This window comes from Streptomyces purpurascens, from assembly GCF_045040895.1.
In the GTDB taxonomy this organism is placed as follows: Bacteria; Actinomycetota; Actinomycetes; order Streptomycetales; family Streptomycetaceae; genus Streptomyces; species Streptomyces purpurascens.
In genome coordinates, this window is the sequence record NZ_CP108341.1 from 3121469 (window position 1) to 3137485 (window position 16017).

A 16017-nucleotide genomic window follows, 5' to 3' on the forward strand; every position below is an offset into this window, starting at 1 on the left:
CTCACTCCGCCTGGAGCACCAGCAGCGCGAGATCGTCGGCCGGGGGCCGCGCCCCGAACTCGTGGACCAGCCGTTTGATCCGCTCGGCTATCAGCTCGGCGTCCAGCCCGGCGCATCCCGCCAGCGCCGCCGCGAGCCCGTCCTCGTCGTCGAACTGGCGGGAGCCGGAGCGGCGCTCGGTCACGCCGTCGGTGACGCACAGCAGCGTGTCGCCGGGCCGCAGCTCGAAGGTGTCGCTGGTGTACGTGGCGTCCTCGACGACGCCCAGGAGGGTCTGGGGCCGCGCTGTCGCATGGACCTCGCCGCCCGCCCCGAGCAGCAGGGGCAGCGGGTGCCCGGCGGAGGCGACGGTGCAGCGGACACCGCCGTCGAAGGGGACCAGTTCGCCGTAGAGCAGGGACAGGAATCGGGTCTGGGGGCCGTCGCCGGGCGGGGTCGGCCGGGCGCCCGCGGCCACCAGCGCGCGGGCCGCCGCGTCGGCGGCCTCCGTGGCGTCGTCGAGCAGGAGCTGGTTGAGGCGGTCGAGGACGTCGGCGACCCGGTAGCCCTCGCGGGCCAGCAGCCGCAGCCAGGGCCGGGCCAGGCCGATCACGACGGCCGCCTCGGGTCCCTTGCCCTGGACGTCGCCGACGGCGAAGCACCAGCGGCCGTCACCGGCCGGGAACAGGTCGTAGAAGTCGCCGCTGGGCCCGCCCTTGTCGTACGGCTCGTAGACGAGCGCGCTGCGCACTCCGGGGATCTCGGCGACGGCGCCGGGCAGCAGTCCGCGCTGGAGTACGGCGCTGATGGTGGCCTGGCGGGCGTACTGGCGGGCGGCGCCGATGGCGAGGGCGACGCGGCGGCTGAGGTCTTCCACGAGGCCGGTGATCTCGTCGGGGAAGCCGGCGGCCCCGGACCGGCCGATGACCAGGGTGCCCAGCGGGCGTCCCCCGGCGACCAGCCGGTACGCGAGTGCCGACCCCGGCTCGCCCGGCGCGTCACCGAGCGCCTCGCCGGGCCAGGGGTAGTCGACGGGCCAGGACCCGGGCGGGTCGGACGGGTGCGGCGGGTCCTTCTCCAGTGCCTGGCGCAGCTCCTCGATGCGGTTCTCGCTGCCGTGCCAGACCCGGGCCAGGCGCGGCCCGCCCGCTCCGGCCCCGCCGCTCCAGCCGCCGCCGGTGGCCTCGTCCTCCAGCCACACCGCGCACCAGTCGGCCAGCCTCGGCACGATCAGCTGCCCGGCGAGGGCGGCGACGAGGTCCTCGTCGAGCTGTCCGGCGAGCAGGTCGGAGGCCTCCGCGAGGAAGGAGAGGGCGCCGCGGCCCAGCCAGGCACCGTCGCGCCCGTCGCTGCCAGCCTCGTGACGGTCCCGCCAGTCCCGTACGTCGTTCCAGTCACGCCAGTCCCGTAGGCCGCGGGAGTCCTGCGGGTCCTGCCGGTCCGCCAGGGTGCGGGAGTCCGGTGGACCCTGCCGGTCCCATGGGCCGCGAGAGTCCTGCGGGTCCCGCGAGTCCCGCCCGTCACGTCGGCTCCGTCCGGCCTCCCCGGCCTTCCTGGCTTCCCTGGCCTCCCCCGCGGCCGCCTCACCCGGCTCCCCGGCCTCCCAGCCCTGGCGCGGCTCCGGCGCCAGGATCTCCGCCACCCGCAGACCGCGCGCCAGCGCCTGCTCCTCGGCGTACGCCTCGATCTGCTCGCCCGCCGCGCACCCCCCGGCGGGCAACCGCGCCCACACGGTCTTCCGGCCCGTGCGGTACGTGATGCCCCAGGCCTCGGAGAGCGCGCCGACGAGCCGCAGGCCGCGCCCGTACTCGGGCATGTCGTGCGGTGTCTCCGGCTCGCCGCCGCGCGGGGCGCGTGAGGGGTGGTGGTCGCAGACCTCGACGACGAGCGCGACCGTCTCCTTGTCGTCGCCGTCGGCGCCTTCCAGCCGGCACTCCAGCTCGACGTCGGTGCCGGCGTGCACGACGGCGTTGGTGACGAGTTCGCTGACGACGAGCGTGGCGTCGTCGGCGAGGCGGTCGGTGAGGTGCTCGGTGCCGGGCAGGCCGAGCCGGGTCCACTCGGCGAGCGCCGAGCGCAGAAGGGCGCGTGCGGTGCCCGGCGCGAGCGAGCTGCCGGACAGGGTCGCGTGCGCCCGCGCGCACTCCTGTGCGGGCGCCTGGGATATGGGTGCGGGCGCCGCGCAGGCCGGGGCGCACGCGTCGGGCGCGAGCGTCTCGGCAGTCGGTGCGGGCTCCTCGGAAACGCGCTCGTCCTCACCGGACGCAGGCGTCTCCGAAGCGTGTGCAGGCGCCTGCGAGGCACGGGAGGCGGTCTCCCGTTGCGTCGGAATGGCCCCCATGGACGGCTCCCCGGGCAGTTCGTACGAATACGCCACAGTCGATGCCGACAGAGTGACAGACTGACCACGCCCATAAGCGCCGAGTTACCGAAGTGGGCCGCCATGAGTGAGAACAGTGCTACTCCTGTGGTCGAAGACCGGTACGAAGACGGTCAGATTCGTACATCCGATCTGCGTCCACTGCTCGCCGCGATGACCGCCGCACGCGACGGCGACTTCACCAAGGTGCCGGAAACCGGCCACGGGATGGTGGCCGAACTCACCGCGGTCTTCAACCAGATCATGGACCGCAGCGTCCACTTCACCACCGAGGTGCAGCGCGTCCGGCGGGAGCTGGTGCGGCACGGCCGGCTCGACGAGCGCCTCTCGGCCAGCCCGGGCCAGGGCCTGTGGACATCCCGCGTCAACGACGTGAACCAGTTGCTCGACGCCCTGGTCGCCCCGGCGGCGAACGCCACGCGGGTGCTGGACGCGGTGGCCGGCGGCGATCTGACGCAGCGGGTCGATCTGCACGACGGGACCCGGCAGTTACGCGGCGACCTGCGTCACCTCGGCCGGGCCGTGAACACGATGGTGGATCAGCTGTCCCTGTTCACGGGCGAGGTGACGCGGGTCGCGCGCGAGGTCGGCACCGAGGGCCGGCTCGGCGGCCGGGCCAATGTGCGGGGCCTGTCGGGCAGTTGGCGGGACGTGACGGAGGCCGTCAACACCATGGCGTCCCGGCTCACGGCCCAGGTACGGGACATCGCGGCGGTGACGACGGCGGTCGCGCGCGGCGACCTGACCCGCACGGTCACGGTGGAGGCGACCGGCGAGCTGCTGGAACTGAAGCTGACCGTGAACACGATGGTCGACCAGCTCTCCGCCTTCGCCGACGAGGTCACGCGCGTCGCCCGCGAGGTCGGCACCGAGGGCCAGCTGGGCGGCCGGGCGCAGGTGCGGGGCGTGTCGGGGGTCTGGAAGGACCTCACCGACAACGTCAACTTCATGGCGTCGAACCTGACCTCCCAGGTCCGCAACATCGCCCAGGTGACGACGGCCGTGGCCAACGGCGACCTGTCCCAGAAGATCACGGTCGCCGCGCAGGGCGAGATCCTGGAGCTCAAGTCGACCATCAACACGATGGTGGACCAGCTCTCCGCCTTCGCCGACGAGGTCACCCGCGTCGCCCGCGAGGTCGGCACGGAAGGCAACCTGGGCGGCCGGGCTCAGGTCCGGGGCGTCTCCGGGGTCTGGAAGGACCTCACCGACAACGTCAACTTCATGGCGGACAACCTCACCTCCCAGGTCCGCAACATCGCCCTCGTCTCCACCGCCGTCGCCCAGGGCGACCTCGGCAAGAAGATCACGGTGGAGGCCAAGGGCGAGATCCTGGAGCTCAAGTCCACGATCAACACGATGGTCGACCAGCTCTCCGCCTTCGCCGACGAGGTCACCCGCGTCGCCCGCGAGGTCGGCACGGAAGGCAACCTCGGCGGTCAGGCCCAGGTCCGGGGCGTCTCCGGCGTCTGGAAGGACCTCACCGACAACGTCAACTTCATGGCGCTGAACCTGACCTCCCAGGTCCGCAACATCGCCCAGGTCACCACCGCCGTCGCCAACGGCGACCTGTCGAAGAAGATCACGGTCGACGCCCGCGGCGAGATCCTGGAGCTGAAGGACACCGTCAACACGATGGTGGAGCAGCTGCGCGCCTTCGCCGACGAGGTGACGCGTGTGGCCCGCGAGGTCGGCACCGACGGCCGGCTCGGCGGCCGGGCCCAGGTGCTGGGCGTCTCCGGGGTGTGGCGGGACCTGACGGACAACGTCAACTACATGGCCGACAACCTCACCTCCCAGGTGCGCAACATCGCCCAGGTGGCGACGGCCGTGGCGCAGGGCGACCTGTCCCGGAAGATCGACGTGGACGCGCGCGGCGAGATCCTGGAGCTGAAGACCACGATCAACACGATGGTCGACACCCTGTCCTCCTTCGCCTCCGAGGTCACCCGCGTGGCCCGCGAGGTCGGCAGCGAGGGCCAACTCGGCGGCCAGGCCCGGGTCGAGGGCGTCTACGGCACCTGGAAGCGCCTGACGACCAACGTCAACGAACTCGCGCTCAACCTCACCACCCAGGTCCGCGCGATCGCCGAGGTCGCCTCCGCGGTGGCCCAGGGCGACATGTCCCGCTCGATCACGGTCGAGACGCGCGGCGAGGTCGCCGAGCTGAAGGACAACATCAACCTGATGGTGGCCAACCTCCGCGAGACGACCCGCGCGAAGGACTGGCTGGAGTCCAATCTGGCCCGCCTCGCCGCCCTGATGCAGGGCCACCGCGACCTGATGGAGGTCGCCGACCTGATACTCCGCGAGCTGACCCCGCTGGTGAACGCCCAGTACGGCGCGTTCTACCTGGCCGACCCGGACGAGGACGGCGCGGCCCTGCGCACCGCCGTGCCGACGAAGGGCCTGGCCTTCATCGCCGGCTACGGCGCCGCCCAGGACGCGACCGTCGAGACCGGGGCCCTGCCCGTGCACGGCCTGGTCGCGCAGGCGGCCCGCGAGAAGAAGCGGATCCTGGTGGAGGGCGCCCCGCCCGACTACATCAAGATCAACAGTGGCCTCGGCGAGGCGGCTCCCACCACGATCGTCATCATCCCGATCCTCTTCGAGGACAAGCTCCTCGGTGTCATCGAGCTCGCCTCCTTCTCCCGCTTCTCCGATGTGCACCTGGCGTTCTTCGACCAGTTCGTCAACACCATCGGCGTCGCCATCAACACGATCATCGCCAACTCCCGCACGGAGTCCCTGCTCGGCGAGTCCCAGCGCCTCGCCATGCAGCTCCAGGAGCGCTCGGACGAACTCCAGAAGCAGCAGGGCGAGCTGCAGCGCTCCAACGCCGCGCTGGAGGAGAAGGCCGCCCTGCTGGCCACGTCCTCCCAGTACAAGTCGGAGTTCCTGGCGAACATGTCGCACGAGCTGCGCACCCCGCTGAACTCCCTGCTGATCCTGGCCCGGCTGCTCTCCGACAATCCGGACGGCCGTCTCTCCGACCAGGAGGTGCAGTTCGCGACGACGATCCACCGCTCGGGCTCGGACCTGCTCCAGCTGATCAACGACATCCTCGACCTTTCGAAGATCGAGGCGGGCCGGATGGACGTACGGCCCAAGCGGCTCCCGCTCATCAAGCTGCTCGACTACGTCCACGCCACGTTCCGCCCCCTCACCATCGACCGGGGGCTCGCCTTCGAGGTGGCGGTCGGCGAGGACGTGCCGCGCGAGATGTACTCGGACGAACAGCGGCTCCAGCAGATCCTGCGCAATCTCCTGTCCAACGCGATCAAGTTCACCGCGTCGGGCAAGGTCGAGCTGCGGGTGGACCGGGTGCAGGACACCGAGCACCGCTCCGTACGGGACACCGACGACGTGATCGCGTTCTCGGTGTCCGACACGGGCATCGGTATCGCACCGGAGAAACTCCCGGTGATCTTCGAGGCGTTCCAGCAGGCCGACGGCACCACCAACCGCAAGTACGGCGGCACCGGCCTCGGCCTGTCGATCAGCCGGGAGATCGCGGGCCTGCTCGGCGGCCGGATCATCGCCGAGAGCGAGCCCGGCAGGGGTTCCAGGTTCACCCTGTACGTCCCGGTCGTCAGCCCCGGCCACACGGCGCCGGTTCCGGTCCCGGAGGAGCGCGCGGCTTTGCCCCTGCCCCTCCAGCCGACGGTGGGGCCGTACCCGGCCGCGCACGAGTCGGACGACGCCTGGCCGGCGCCGACGAAGCTGGAGGCCTGGACGTCCGGCAGGCCGGGCCGGATCCTGGCCGGGCGCCGGGTGCTGATCGTCGACGACGACATCCGCAACGTCTTCGCCCTCACCCATGTCCTGGGCCGGGTCGGCATGACCGTGCTGTACGCGGAGAACGGCCGCGAGGGCATCGAGACCCTGGAGCGCAGCGCCGACGTCGAACTGGTCCTGATGGACATCATGATGCCGGAGATGGACGGCTACGAGACCATCTCCGCCATCCGCCGCGCACCCCGCTGGACGGGCCTGCCGATCGTGGCGCTGACCGCCAAGGCGATGCCGGGCGACCGGGAGAAGTCCATCGCCCGCGGCGCCAACGACTACGTGCCCAAGCCGGTGGACATCGACCGGCTGCTGACGGTCGTGTGCGAACTGCTGAACCCGGAGAACACAGAGGACGCGGAGGACCCGGCGGAGGAGGCCAGACCGTCATGAGCACCGACCGCGCCGGAATCCTCCTGGTCGACGACATGGAGGACAACCTGACCGCCCTGGAGGCCGTCCTCGCCTCCCTCAACGAACCACTGGTACGCGCCCGTTCGGGCGAGGAGGCGATGAAGGCCCTGCTGCGGCAGCCGATCGCCCTGGTCCTGCTCGACATCCGCATGCCCGGCATGGACGGCTTCGAGACAGCCGCCCACATCAAACGCCTCGACCAGACCCGCGACGTCCCGATCATCTTCCTGACAGGAGCGGACGACGACTCGGGCTACGCCTTCCGCGGCTACGCGACCGGCGCCGCCGACTACCTGACCAAGCCGTTCGACCCGTGGGTCCTCAGGGCAAAGGTCAGCGTCTTCCTGGACCTCTACCGCAAGGGCAGAGAGGTGGAACGCCTCAGAACAGAGATCCAGGACCTCAAACGCCGGACGGGGGAAGGTACTTAGGGGCGCGGGGCTGTGTCAATTTGCGGCTCCGCCGCGTGGGCGCGAACAACCCCAACGGACCCGAGGTCGCCACACAACCCCCGCTACCCCCTACGCCTCGCGAGAGCCCTCGTACATCTCCTCGATCAGATGCTTGTACTCCCGCTCCACAACCGGCCGCTTCAACTTCAGACTCGGCGTGATCTCCCCGTGCTCCACATCAAGATCCCGCGGCAGCAACCGGAACTTCTTGATGGTCTGCCACCTCTGAAGCCCCTCGTTGAGCTGCTTCACATACCCGTCGACCATCTCCACCGTCGCGGGCGCGGCCACGATCTCGGCGTACGACTTCCCCCCGAGCCCGTTCTCCTTCGCCCACTCGACGATGGCCGGCTCGTCGAGAGCGATCAGCGCCGTGCAGAAGTTCCGGTCGGCCCCGTGCACCAGGATGTTCGACACATACGGGCACACCGCCTTGAACTGCCCCTCGACCTCCGCGGGCGCGATGTACTTGCCGCCCGAGGTCTTGATGAGGTCCTTCTTGCGGTCGGTGATCCGCAGGTACCCGTCGGCCGACAGCTCCCCGATGTCCCCGGTGTGGAACCACCCGTCCGACTCCAGCACCTCGGCGGTCTTCTCGGGCAGCCCGTGGTAGCCCTCCATGATGCCGGGGCCGCGCAGCAGGATCTCCCCGTCGTCCGCGATCCGCACCTCCGTACCGGGCAGCGGCTTGCCGACCGTACCGGTGCGGTAGGCCTCGCCCGGGTTCACGAACGAAGCCGCCGAGGACTCGGTCAGGCCGTAGCCCTCGAGGATGTGGATGCCGGCGCCGGAGAAGAAGTACCCGATCTCCGGCGCGAGGGCGGCCGACCCGGAGACACAGGCCCGCAGGTTGCCGCCGAAGGCCTCACGGATCTTGGCGAACACCAGCGCGTCGGCGACCTTGTGCTTGGCGCCGAGACCGAAGGGCACGGACATGGTTCCGGTACGCCGGAAGTTGTCCTGCGCGGCCTTGGCGTACTCGCGGGCGACCTCGGCCGCCCACTGGAAGATCTTGTACTTGGCCCCGCCGCCGGCACGGGCCTTGGCGGCGACGCCGTTGTAGACCTTCTCGAAGATGCGCGGCACGGCCGCCATGTACGTGGGCTGCACGATCGGCAGGTTCTCGATGATCTTGTCGACGCGGCCGTCCACGGCGGTGACGTGCCCGACCTCGATCTGGCCGGAGGTGAGCACCTTGCCGAAGACATGCGCCAGGGGCAGCCACAGGTACTGCACGTCCTCGCTGCTGACCAGGCCGGTCGCGGCGATCGCCTTCGCCATGTACGACCAGTTGTCGTGCGGCAGGCGCACGCCCTTGGGGCGTCCGGTGGTGCCGGAGGTGTAGATGAGGGTGGCCAGCTGGTCCTTCGTGATCGCGCCGACCCGCTCCTTGATCAGGTCGGGGTCCTTCTCCAGGCGGGCCGCACCGCGCTTCTCCAGCTCGTCGAGGGTGAGGATCCAGTCCGCGCTCTCCTCGTTCGCCAGACCCGCCGGGTCGACGACCACGACATGGGTCAGCTCGGGCAGCTCGGCGCGCTTCTCCTTGGCCTTGGCCAGCTGGTCGACGTTCTCCGCGATGAGCACCCGGCTCTCGGAGTCCGACAGGATGTAGGCGGACTCCTCGGCGTTGGTCTGCGGGTACACCGTGGTGGTCGCGGCGCCGGCGCACATGATGCCGAGGTCGGCGAGGATCCACTCGATCCGGGTGCTGGAAGCGAGCGCGACGCGCTGCTCGGCCCGCACGCCCAGTTCGATGAGTCCCGCCGCGATGGCGTAGACCCGCTCGGCGGCCTGCGCCCAGCTCAGCGACTTCCACTCGTCCGGCCCCTGACCGGAGGACGATGGGACCGGATACCGATAGGCCTCGGCGTCCGGCGTGGCCGCCACCCGCTCCAGGAAAAGGTTCGCCACCGACGGCGGACGGTTCTCGATCAGGGTCTGTGTGTCGCTCACGACATCCTCCGGGGCCCGCGTCAGGCGGCTGGCTCAGGTGCGGCTGGTTTTACTCGCGAGCCGTTGTTTAACTCACGAGTAACTATCGAGCAGGGATCAGAGTAAAGGCCGACCGGTCCCCGCGTAAGGGCCCGCGGCCTGTCTCTTCGTACAGACAGCTACCCCACGTGCGCACAGGGGCCCGCCGTGCTCTCGCACGGCGGGCCCCTGTTCTACCCGGTTTGGGGTGTAACCCACGGTAATCCGTGACTACTTCTTGCCCTTGCCCGACCCCGCGCTGTCATCACTGGACAGGACCGCGATGAAGGCCTCCTGCGGAACTTCCACGGAACCCACCATCTTCATCCGCTTCTTGCCCTCCTTCTGCTTCTCCAGCAGCTTCCGCTTACGGGAGATGTCACCGCCGTAGCACTTGGCGAGGACGTCCTTGCGGATGGCGCGGATGGTCTCGCGGGCGATCACCCGGGAGCCGATGGCGGCCTGGATGGGCACCTCGAAGGCCTGGCGCGGGATGAGCTCGCGCAGCTTGGCGACGAGCCGTACGCCGTACGCGTACGCCTGGTCCTTGTGGGTGATCGCCGAGAAGGCGTCCACCTTGTCGCCGTGCAGCAGGATGTCGACCTTGACCAGGCTGGAGGTCTGCTCGCCGGTGGGCTCGTAGTCGAGCGAGGCGTACCCGCGGGTCTTGGACTTCAGCTGGTCGAAGAAGTCGAAGACGATCTCGGCGAGCGGGAGGGTGTAGCGGATCTCCACCCGGTCCTCGGAGAGGTAGTCCATGCCGAGCAGGGTGCCGCGCCGGGTCTGACACAGCTCCATGATCGCGCCGATGAACTCGGTCGGCGCGAGGATCGTGGCGCGTACGACCGGCTCGTACACGTCGTTGATCTTGCCCTCGGGGAACTCGCTCGGGTTGGTGACGGTGTGCTCGACGCCGTCCTCCATGATCACGCGATATACCACGTTGGGCGCGGTGGCGATCAGGTCGAGGCCGAACTCGCGCTCCAGCCGCTCGCGGATCACGTCGAGGTGCAGCAGGCCCAGGAAACCGACGCGGAAGCCGAAACCGAGGGCCGCGGAGGTCTCCGGCTCGTAGACCAGGGCGGCGTCGTTGAGCAGAAGCTTGTCCAGCGCGTCGCGCAGCAGGGGGTAGTCCGAGCCGTCCAGCGGATACAGACCGGAGAAGACCATGGGCCTCGGGTCCTTGTAGCCGCCGAGCGCCTCCTCGGCGCCCTTGTGCATGCTGGTGACGGTGTCACCGACCTTGGACTGGCGGACGTCCTTCACGCCGGTGATCAGGTAGCCCACCTCGCCGACGCCAATACCGTCGGCCGCCTTCATCTCCGGCGAGTTGGTGCCGATCTCCAGCAGCTCGTGCGTGGCGCCGGTGGACATCATCCGGATCCGCTCGCGCTTGTTGAGCTGGCCGTCGATGACACGGACGTACGTCACGACACCGCGGTAGGAGTCGTAGACGGAGTCGAAGATCATGGCGCGCGCGGGCGCGTCCTTGACCCCGACGGGCGCCGGGACCTCCCTGACGACCCTGTCGAGCAGCGCCTCGACGCCCATGCCGGTCTTGGCGGACACCTTGAGCACGTCGTCCGGGTCACAGCCGATGAGGTTGGCCAGTTCCTCGGAGAACTTCTCGGGCTGCGCGGCCGGCAGGTCGATCTTGTTGAGGACGGGGATGATCTTGAGGTCGTTCTCCATCGCCAGGTAGAGGTTGGCGAGAGTCTGGGCCTCGATGCCCTGGGCCGCGTCGACCAGGAGGATGGTGCCCTCGCAGGCGGCGAGCGACCGCGAGACCTCGTAGGTGAAGTCGACGTGGCCCGGGGTGTCGATCATGTTGAGGATGTGCGTGTTGCCTGGCTCCTCGGTGGGAGCCCACGGCAGACGCACCGCCTGGGACTTGATCGTGATGCCGCGCTCACGCTCGATGTCCATGCGGTCGAGGTACTGAGCGCGCATCTGCCGCTGCTCGACCACTCCGGTCAGCTGAAGCATCCGGTCGGCGAGCGTGGACTTGCCGTGGTCGATGTGCGCGATGATGCAGAAGTTGCGGATCAGAGCCGGGTCGGTACGGCTCGGTTCGGGCACATGGCTAGGGATCGCGGGCACGCAGGGTCCTGATTCTTGAGGCGTCCGCAGTGTCTGCGGTCTCGGGTCGGATCGATACGTAGCCTCCATGGTCCCACGGGTGGGGACCATGGACGGGTTTGGGCCGTGGATGGGCCCGCTGGTACCGTGGGTGGCTGTGCCTCATGCCCTCTCAGCAGGAGGCACTACCTCAAGAAATCATCGGTGCGGGTCCCTCGCGGTCCCGTGCCAGAACCTGAAAAGGCTCATTCGTGGCGAACATTAAGTCCCAGATCAAGCGGATCAAGACCAACGAGAAGGCTCGGCTGCGCAACAAGGCCGTCAAGTCCTCCCTCAAGACCGCGATCCGCAAGGCCCGTGAGGCTGCTGCCGCGGGTGACGTCGAGAAGGCCAACGAGTACCAGCGCGTTGCCGCGCGTCAGCTCGACAAGGCCGTCTCCAAGGGCGTCATCCACAAGAACCAGGCTGCCAACAAGAAGTCGGCGCTGGCTCAGAAGGTCGGCGCGCTCAAGGGCTGACATCTGATGTGACGCCGGAGGGAATCGAGCGGGCCCTCTCTCATCCGCTCCCTTCCGGCACTTTTCGGATCCGCGCGCGGCCTGCGTTCGCCACGCGGGCGCGGATCCAGCAGCTTGCACCGAAGGCCGGGTGTCTCTCCTGTTCCCCATGGGAGGGCATCCGGCCTTCGGCCTGTTCAGGACCAGAACGCGTTGTTCTTGTCGATGTCCTCGACGCATTCGTCGAGGTCGGTGACCTTGTCGCCGACGATCCGGAAGATGATGCAGCCGGTGTCGTCGAGGTGCTTGCCGTTGCGCTCGGCCGTGAAGCGGGTCATCCCGACCGCATGGCCCCGGCCGTCGACACAGATGCCGAGCAGTTCGGCGTTCATCGTCCCCTTGGTCTCCATGCCGAGCCGCTCGTACATCTCGATGATCGCGTTCACTCCCTTGAAGTCACCCGACAACGGGTGATCTCCGGGTACGTGGTGTGTGGCGTCCGACGCGATCAGTCCGCGCAAGGTGTCCATGTCACCTCGCGAGAAGGCCTCGAATCCCTTGCGGACGAGCGCTGCGTGCGGGTGTTCAGCCATGACCTTCGCCACCTCTCCGTCTCTTGGCGACGTACGGCTGATACACCCGATTCTCCCTCCGGCCGTCGCTCGCGGCACAGTGGAGAGATGAACGGTGACGAAAGGGACATGCTGGCCCGGGCCCGCGTGGCGACCAGGCTTCCCGCCCAGGACCTGGACCGGGCGCGGCGCTTCTACGCCGAGAAACTCGGTCTGGAGCCCGCCGACGAACGGCCCGGCGGGCTGCTCTACCGGTGCGGCGGCGGGGAGTTCGTCCTGTTCCGCTCGACGGGCGCCTCGCCCGGCACCTTCACCCAGATGGCGCTGGAGGTCGACGACATCGACGCCGCCGTGGCGGAGCTGAAGCGGCGGGGTGTGGTGTTCGAGGAGGTCGACCTACCCGGGTTCCGCACACGGGACGGGATCGCCGAGATCGAGGGGAACTACCCGAGCAAGGGCGCCCGGGGCGAACGCGGCGCCTGGTTCCGCGACAGCGAGGGGAACATGCTGGGCATCGGCGAGCCCGTCCGCTGAAGCGGCCCCCTACCCTCGTCCCCCGGACCGGGCCGCCCGCGCGATCGCGACCACCGCCTTCTCCAGGGCGTACCCCGGGTCGTCCCCGCCGCCCTTCACCCCCGCGTCCGCCTCGGCGACCGCCCGCAGCGCCATCGACACGCCGTCCGGGGTCCAGCCGCGCATCTGCTGCCGGACCCGGTCGATCTTCCACGGCGGCATCCCCAGCTCACGCGCGAGATCGGCGGGCCGGCCTCCGCGCGCCGAGGACAGCTTCCCGATCGCCCGGACGCCCTGCGCCAGCGCGCTGGTGATCAGCACCGGCGCCACCCCGGTCGCCAGCGACCAGCGCAACGCCTCCAGCGCCTCCGCCGCCCGCCCCTCGACCGCCCGGTCGGCGACCGTGAAGCTCGACGCCTCGGCCCGGCCGGTGTAGTACCGCCCGACGACCGCCTCGTCGATCGTCCCCTCGACATCCGCGACCAGCTGCGAGACCGCCGACGCCAGCTCCCGCAGATCGCTCCCGATCGCGTCGACGAGCGCCTGGCACGCCTCCGGCGTGGCGGACCTTCCCGTCCCCCGGAACTCGCCCCGCACGAACGCCAGCCGGTCCGCCGGCTTCGTCATCTTCGGACAGGCCACCTCGCGCGCCCCGGCCTTGCGCGCCGCGTCGAGCAGCCCCTTGCCCTTGGCCCCTCCGGCGTGCAGGAGCACGAGGGTGATCTCCTCGGCGGGCGCCCCGAGATAGGCCTTGACGTCCTTGACCGTGTCGGCCGAGAGATCCTGCGCGTTGCGTACAACCACGACCTTGCGCTCCGCGAAGAGCGACGGACTCGTCAGCTCGGCGAGTGTGCCGGGCTGCAACTGGTCCGAAGTCAGGTCCCGTACGTCCGTGTCGGCGTCGGTGGCCTTCGCCGCGGCCACCACCTCCTGCACGGCGCGGTCGAGCAGCAGGTCCTCCTGGCCCACGGCGAGTGTCACCGGGGCGAGAGGGTCGTCATTCGCAGTCTTCCTGGCCATCGCGACAAGCATCCCACGCGGCACTGACAACGAGGCCGGACGGACCGTGGCGGGCTCGGACGGACAGGTGCGCGTACGGACGGAGGCGTATGCGGACAGCGGCCCCGGCGCCCTACGGCTCTTCCCGCCAGCCGTCCCACTCCCCGGCGAACCGGTCCAGCTCCCCGGCGTCCAGCCGCCCGTCCTCGTCCCTCAGGACGACCAGCCACTGCGCGTCCTCGGCATCGTCCTCACCGGCCAGCGCGTCCCGCACGAGCCGCGGCTCCTCGACGACCCCGAACCGCTCCCCGAGCGCCTCGACCACCTCTTCCGCGGCATCACGGTCGGGCAGCACCAGCACATGTCGCACATCACTCACGCCGGACATTGTCCGACACCGCGTCGCGGGCCGATCCGCCGGATCCGCCGGCTCAGCCCTTGCGGACGACCTGCACATCGAGGTCGATCTTGATGCTCGGCCCGACCACCGCGATGCCCCGCGCCAGCATCGTCTGCCAGCTCACGGTGAAGTCGTCCCGGTGCAGCTCGGTCGTGGCCCGGCAGGCCGCCCGCACCTCGCCCTCCATGCCGTTGCCCAGCCCCAGGTACTCCGTGTCCAGCGTGACCGTCCGCGTGACGCCGTGCAGCGACAGCGCCCCCGTGACGGCCCACCGGTTCGCGCCCTTGTGCACGAACCGGTCGCTGTAGAACTCGAGCGTCGGGAACTTCGCGACGTCCAGGAAGTCCGCCGACCGCAGATGGTCGTCACGCATCTTCACGTTGGTGTCGATGGACGCCGCGTCGATCACCACATGCATCGCCGACCGCTCCAGCGGGTCGGCGACCCGTATGACACCCGCGAACGACTTGAACTGCCCGTGGATCCGGGCCAGTCCGATGTGCCGCGCGGTGAAGCCGAGCGAGGAGTGCGCCGACTCGATCTCCCAGTCGCCGGGTTGGGGCAGCTCCGGCGGACGGGCCACCTGCAGCGTCACGTCCCCGAGCGACGCGAGCGTGTTCTCGGCGACCTGGGTGGTCGCCCGGTACGGCGTGTACCCCTCCGCCGACACCGCGAGCCGGTACTCCCCCGCGGGCACCGTCGTCACGAACGACCCGAACGGATCCGCGCCCCCGCTGACCACCGCACGCCCCATGGCGTCGGTGACCGCGAACTCGGCGTGTCTGACCGGCTCGTTGACCGGGTCGAGCACCCGGCAGCTCAGCACCCCCGCACTCGGCGGCGTCGGCACCGCCGCCAGGGGGCTCGTCCGGTGTACCCGGTTGGTTCGGCTTCCCAGCCAGCGGCCGATCATCTGGACACCTCGTGCGACTCGAAGTCAGCGGTTTGATCACTGTTCACCGAGGACGCATTCGACCACCGATGAGGCTTTCGAGGCAACACGCGACCACATCACGGGAATCCAGCACATGTGATGGGACTACTCCCGAGTAGAACCGACTAGAACCATGTGGAGCATGTGTGGACGGTGTGCCCCTTCTGGTCCGGATCAGCCTTCCCGGCCGGTCCGGATCAGCCTTCCTCGCCGCCGCCCCGGACCACCGGCACCGCATCGAGCTCGATCCCGAACCGCTCCCGGTACACCCCGAGCACCTCGTCGTCCGTCCCCAGCTCCTTCACCTCCCGCGTCCCGTCGGCCGCCGTCACCGTGAACTTGCGTCCGCTGAGCGTGATCCTCCCTCCGTCCTCCGTGACCCGAGAACAGACCAGCGACCGCGTGAAGTGCGACACCGACGACGTGCTGTGCCACCACGCCCCGGCCACGAAGTCACCGAGGGCCCGCGGCCGCATCTCCAGGCGGTACTGCGGTCTGCCGTCACGGATCACGTGCAGGTCCGCCGCCTCCACCGTGTCGTGCCCACCGCGCACCCCGGCCGCGTCCGGCCCCGCCTCCACGATCCGGAACGTACCCCCCGGGTCCTCCTGTTCTCCCCTCTCCCCGAACGCCAGCGGAAGGTGACTGTGCGCCCCGAACCCGACGTCGGCCAGCCAGTCGCCCCCGTCCACCGTCCGCACCCGCAGCGCGAGATGGTCGTACGGGATCCCGAGCCGCTCCTCGTCCCCGTACACTCGCCCCGCGAGCAGCGCCACCTCATAGCCCAGCGCGGCGAGCAACGTCCCGAAGGCGCCGTTGAGTTCGTAGCAGAACCCGCCCCGCCGGGCGCCCACCACCTTGTCCAGCAGCCGCTTCTCCTCCAGCACGATCTCCTCGCCGAGATGGATCGAGAGGTTCTCGAACGGCACGGTCCGCAGATGCCGCAGGTGCAGCTCGCGCAGCGCGTCGACGGTGGGCCACGCCGGGGGCTCGACCCCCAGGCGGCGGAGATAGGCATCAACCTGTGCTGAGTTCATG

At 69.8% G+C, this 16017-nt stretch carries 12 protein-coding genes; 4 read left to right on the plus strand and 8 right to left on the minus strand.

Annotation, left to right across the window (positions count from 1 at the left end):
- Window position 1: 1 nt before the first annotated feature.
- A complete protein-coding gene (locus OHU35_RS14245; RefSeq protein WP_405505478.1) occupies window positions 2-2320 on the minus strand; it encodes a SpoIIE family protein phosphatase in 2319 nt (772 codons plus the stop codon).
- 102 nt (window positions 2321-2422) lie between these two features.
- On the opposite strand from OHU35_RS14245, the gene OHU35_RS14250 reads away from it, so the two are divergent.
- Complete coding sequence (locus OHU35_RS14250) at window positions 2423-6541, plus strand: HAMP domain-containing protein (RefSeq protein WP_189723497.1); 4119 nt, start codon at window positions 2423-2425, stop codon at window positions 6539-6541.
- Window positions 6538-6993, plus strand: a complete 456-nt coding sequence (locus OHU35_RS14255; RefSeq protein ID WP_189723499.1) for a two-component system response regulator — start codon at window positions 6538-6540, stop codon at window positions 6991-6993. The genes OHU35_RS14250 and OHU35_RS14255 overlap by 4 nt, the downstream gene beginning before the upstream one ends.
- A gap of 90 nt (window positions 6994-7083) precedes the next feature.
- On the opposite strand, the gene OHU35_RS14260 is transcribed toward OHU35_RS14255, so the two are convergent.
- The gene (locus OHU35_RS14260; RefSeq protein WP_189723501.1) at window positions 7084-8967 is read right to left on the minus strand and encodes a long-chain fatty acid--CoA ligase; all 1884 of its coding nucleotides are present in this window, start codon (window positions 8965-8967) and stop codon (window positions 7084-7086) included.
- 249 nt (window positions 8968-9216) lie between these two features.
- The gene (lepA, locus tag OHU35_RS14265) at window positions 9217-11085 is read right to left on the minus strand and encodes a translation elongation factor 4 (protein WP_189723503.1); all 1869 of its coding nucleotides are present in this window, start codon (window positions 11083-11085) and stop codon (window positions 9217-9219) included.
- A 230-nt stretch (window positions 11086-11315) separates the two neighbouring features.
- Here lepA and rpsT point away from each other — a divergent pair, with 230 nt between their 5' ends.
- Window positions 11316-11582: a 30S ribosomal protein S20 gene (gene rpsT / locus OHU35_RS14270; RefSeq protein ID WP_184592546.1), complete on the plus strand. Its 267-nt coding sequence runs from the start codon at window positions 11316-11318 to the stop codon at window positions 11580-11582.
- 176 nt (window positions 11583-11758) lie between these two features.
- Here rpsT and OHU35_RS14275 read toward each other — a convergent pair whose 3' ends face one another.
- Window positions 11759-12154: a nuclear transport factor 2 family protein gene (locus tag OHU35_RS14275; protein WP_405505482.1), complete on the minus strand. Its 396-nt coding sequence runs from the start codon at window positions 12152-12154 to the stop codon at window positions 11759-11761.
- An 87-nt stretch (window positions 12155-12241) separates the two neighbouring features.
- On the opposite strand from OHU35_RS14275, the gene OHU35_RS14280 reads away from it, so the two are divergent.
- Window positions 12242-12667, plus strand: coding sequence for a VOC family protein (locus OHU35_RS14280; protein ID WP_405505483.1), 426 nt, complete (start codon window positions 12242-12244; stop codon window positions 12665-12667).
- A gap of 9 nt (window positions 12668-12676) precedes the next feature.
- Here the strand turns inward: OHU35_RS14280 and holA are convergent, their stop codons facing one another.
- From holA to OHU35_RS14300, 4 genes are all read right to left on the minus strand, one after another.
- The gene (gene holA, locus OHU35_RS14285) at window positions 12677-13666 is read right to left on the minus strand and encodes a DNA polymerase III subunit delta (protein ID WP_405505485.1); all 990 of its coding nucleotides are present in this window, start codon (window positions 13664-13666) and stop codon (window positions 12677-12679) included.
- Window positions 13667-13778: 112 nt separating this feature from the next.
- Window positions 13779-14024 carry a hypothetical protein gene (locus OHU35_RS14290; protein ID WP_189723512.1) on the minus strand — a complete coding sequence of 82 codons (246 nt, stop codon included), beginning with the start codon at window positions 14022-14024 and terminating at the stop codon, window positions 13779-13781.
- Between the two features lie 52 nt (window positions 14025-14076).
- Entirely contained in the window at window positions 14077-14958 is an 882-nt protein-coding gene (locus OHU35_RS14295; protein ID WP_189723514.1) for a YceI family protein, read from the minus strand.
- Between the two features lie 218 nt (window positions 14959-15176).
- Complete coding sequence (locus tag OHU35_RS14300; RefSeq protein WP_359894351.1) at window positions 15177-16016, minus strand: arylamine N-acetyltransferase; 840 nt, start codon at window positions 16014-16016, stop codon at window positions 15177-15179.
- Window position 16017: the final 1 nt, after the last annotated feature.

Excerpts from the sequence above, each read along its gene's own strand:
- OHU35_RS14245 (WP_405505478.1), bottom strand. The coding sequence starts at position 2,320 with ATGGGGGCCATTCCGACGCAACGGGAGACCGCCTCCCGTGCCTCGCAG.
- OHU35_RS14250 (WP_189723497.1), top strand. The coding sequence starts at position 2,423 with ATGAGTGAGAACAGTGCTACTCCTGTGGTCGAAGACCGGTACGAAGAC.
- OHU35_RS14255 (WP_189723499.1), top strand. The coding sequence starts at position 6,538 with ATGAGCACCGACCGCGCCGGAATCCTCCTGGTCGACGACATGGAGGAC.
- OHU35_RS14275 (WP_405505482.1), bottom strand. The coding sequence starts at position 12,154 with ATGGCTGAACACCCGCACGCAGCGCTCGTCCGCAAGGGATTCGAGGCC.
- OHU35_RS14280 (WP_405505483.1), top strand. The coding sequence starts at position 12,242 with ATGAACGGTGACGAAAGGGACATGCTGGCCCGGGCCCGCGTGGCGACC.
- holA (WP_405505485.1), bottom strand. The coding sequence starts at position 13,666 with ATGGCCAGGAAGACTGCGAATGACGACCCTCTCGCCCCGGTGACACTC.
- OHU35_RS14295 (WP_189723514.1), bottom strand. The coding sequence starts at position 14,958 with ATGATCGGCCGCTGGCTGGGAAGCCGAACCAACCGGGTACACCGGACG.
- OHU35_RS14300 (WP_359894351.1), bottom strand. The coding sequence starts at position 16,016 with ATGAACTCAGCACAGGTTGATGCCTATCTCCGCCGCCTGGGGGTCGAG.